The sequence below is a fragment of the Promicromonospora sp. NPDC060204 genome, assembly GCF_042728455.1.
GTDB lineage: Bacteria > Actinomycetota > Actinomycetes > Actinomycetales > Cellulomonadaceae > Promicromonospora.
The window spans coordinates 1-2,313 of record NZ_JBHWZO010000437.1 but is presented as its reverse complement, the minus strand read 5'-3'; the positions used below and the strand labels follow the sequence as shown (position 1 = coordinate 2,313).

Below are 2,313 nucleotides of genomic sequence, written 5' to 3'. Positions count from 1 at the left end.
CGGCACAACTCTGTGCCGACCTCGATGCAGACTGCCGACTCTGCCGTGCAAACTGCCGCTCTGCCGGACAGACTGTCGACCGTTGCGCTGGGCTCCCGTCCGGCCCGCCGGATTCAGGGCAGCAGGACCGTGCGGATCGCCGTGATCAGACCGTCCTCGACGAGCACCCGGATCAGCGCGACGGGCGCGCCGTCCCTCGTCGCGACGAGCGCCACGCCGTCGTCCAGGAGTAGTGGCGCCAGGGTCCAGCCCGACGTCGGCCCCAGGTAGCGCAGCGACCCGGCCGCCACCCGCTCGGCGCCGGTGTCGAAGCCGACGCGCTCGCCGCGCAGCGTCGCCCAGCCCGAGACGTCGGGGTGCAGGATCCGCACCAGGGCCCCGAGGTCTCCCCCCGCGCAGGCCGCGATGAAGGTGTCGACCACGCGCTGCAGCTGGGGGTCGGCGCGGGGCCCGGCGGTTGCGGTCGGCTCCGGATGAGACGACGACGGACGCGCCGACGCGGCCCTCCTCGAAGCTGCCGACGCCGACCCGGACGACCCAGACCGGGTCGACGGGGTCCCTGACGGCGTCGACCCGGTCTGAGCCGGGGCGATCGATGCCGGACTGATCGAGCCCGGCGCGACCGACGTCGGACGGCCGGATGCCGACGCCTCAGCCGCCGACCCAGCCGACACCGCAGCCGCAGCCGCAGCCGCCGACCCGGCGGACGGCGACGCTGCAGCTGTTGACCCGGCCGACCCGGACGCTCCAGCTGTTGACCTGGCGGACCCGGACGCTACAGCTGTAGACCCGGACGCCGGCGGTCGCGACGCCCGGATCGCCCGCCGCGCCCGGCTGGCGAGCTGGCGGCACGCGGCCGGAGTGCGGCCGACCGTCTCCGCGACGCTCTCGAACGGGATGCCGAACACGTCGTGCAGCAGGAACGCGGCGCGCTCCCCCGCCGTCAGCCGGTCGAGCACGACGGACAGGGCGCGCCGGATCTCGTCGTCCAGGGTGATCCGGTCCGCCGGGTCCGCGGGCGCGGCCGAGCCCAGCCCCGGTGTCCGCGCGCCGGACGCGAAGTCCCACGCGGCCGGGTCTTGCGGCGCGGACAGCCGCCGGTGCGCCGACCCGATGCGGTCCAGCGCGAGCCGCCGCACCGCGACGACCAGCCAGCCGCGCAGGTCGCGGATGCCGCCGACGTCCTGGGTCGCGAGCCGCGCGAACGCGTCCTGCACCACGTCCTCGGCCTCGGCGGGGTCGGCCAGGATGCGGCGCGCGACGGCCAGCAGGTAGGCCCGGTCGTCCCGCGACGCCGCGGCGACACGCTCGGTGTCGCCCCTCAGCCCTCCGACGTCCGCCCCGGCCCTGGCGTCGCGCGCCCTGCCGGCCTCCGGCCCGGCCCCGGCGTCGCGCACCCTGCCGGCCTCGCGCATCTTCCCGCCGTCACGCACTTCCCCGCCGTCGCGCACTTCCCCTGCGTCGCGCGCCTTCCCGGCGTCGGTCCCCGCGTCGGTCGCGGCGTTCGCCCCGGCGCCTTCGCCGGCGGCTCGCGCGGGGTCACGTCCAGCTTCGCTCATGCCCCGCACGACGATCGGGCACCCCGCGATGTGACGGCGTCACACACCCGGACGCCCGTTCGTCCTGTCCCGCACCCGGCCGGCGAACCGCCGTCCGACCGACCTGAAGGAGCCTCATGCTCACCACCACCCTGTGGGCGGCGCAGATCGTCCTCGCGCTGTTCTTCCTGTTCGCGGCACTGCCCAAGATCGCCGGCCGCGGCATCGACCGCTGGGCCGGGTTCGACGACCTGCCCCGTTCGATCGTCATCCTGACCGGCGTCGTGGAGCTCGCGGCGCCGTTCGCGCTCGTCCTGCCCGTGCTGCTGGGCGCCTTCGAGTGGACGACGCCGCTGGCCGCGGCCGGGCTCGCCGTCGTCACGCTCATGGCCAGCGGGTTCCACATCAGGGCCGGCGAGTGGCTGCCTGCGCTGGAGACGGCGCTGTGTGCGGCGCTGGCCGGGGCCGTCGCCGTCGGCCGCTGGGACCTCCTGGCCACCGGACCGCACCTGGACGCCGACCTCCTGGTCCCCGTGATCGGCCTGGTCACGGTCGCGCTCACGATCAATCTGATCGCGATCTTCCGGGGCCCGGCGCCGTCGCGCTCGGCCCAGTCCGGCCAGGCTGCACCGGCCGCCCAGGCCGACCGGGCCACCCAGGCTGCCCAGGCCGACGACCCGGCCGACGCGCCCGCGTCGGCCACACGCTGAGCAGGCCGGCCGCGGACCCGGTCGTCGCGATCCCCTTTGAGGCCCTGGTTTCTTCGCTTTGAGGT

General features: G+C 75.9%; 2 protein-coding genes. One reads left to right on the top strand and one right to left on the bottom strand.

What is annotated here, in order from left to right; all coding sequences use genetic code 11:
- Positions 1-113: 113 nt before the first annotated feature.
- Positions 114-1,559 (bottom strand): sigma-70 family RNA polymerase sigma factor, encoded by a 1,446-nt coding sequence (locus ACFWEJ_RS28465; protein WP_377232517.1) that lies wholly within the window; start codon positions 1,557-1,559, stop codon positions 114-116.
- A gap of 116 nt (positions 1,560-1,675) precedes the next feature.
- On the opposite strand from ACFWEJ_RS28465, the gene ACFWEJ_RS28460 reads away from it, so the two are divergent.
- Positions 1,676-2,248, top strand: a complete 573-nt coding sequence (locus ACFWEJ_RS28460) for a DoxX family protein (protein WP_377232516.1) — start codon at positions 1,676-1,678, stop codon at positions 2,246-2,248.
- Positions 2,249-2,313 lie beyond the last annotated feature (65 nt).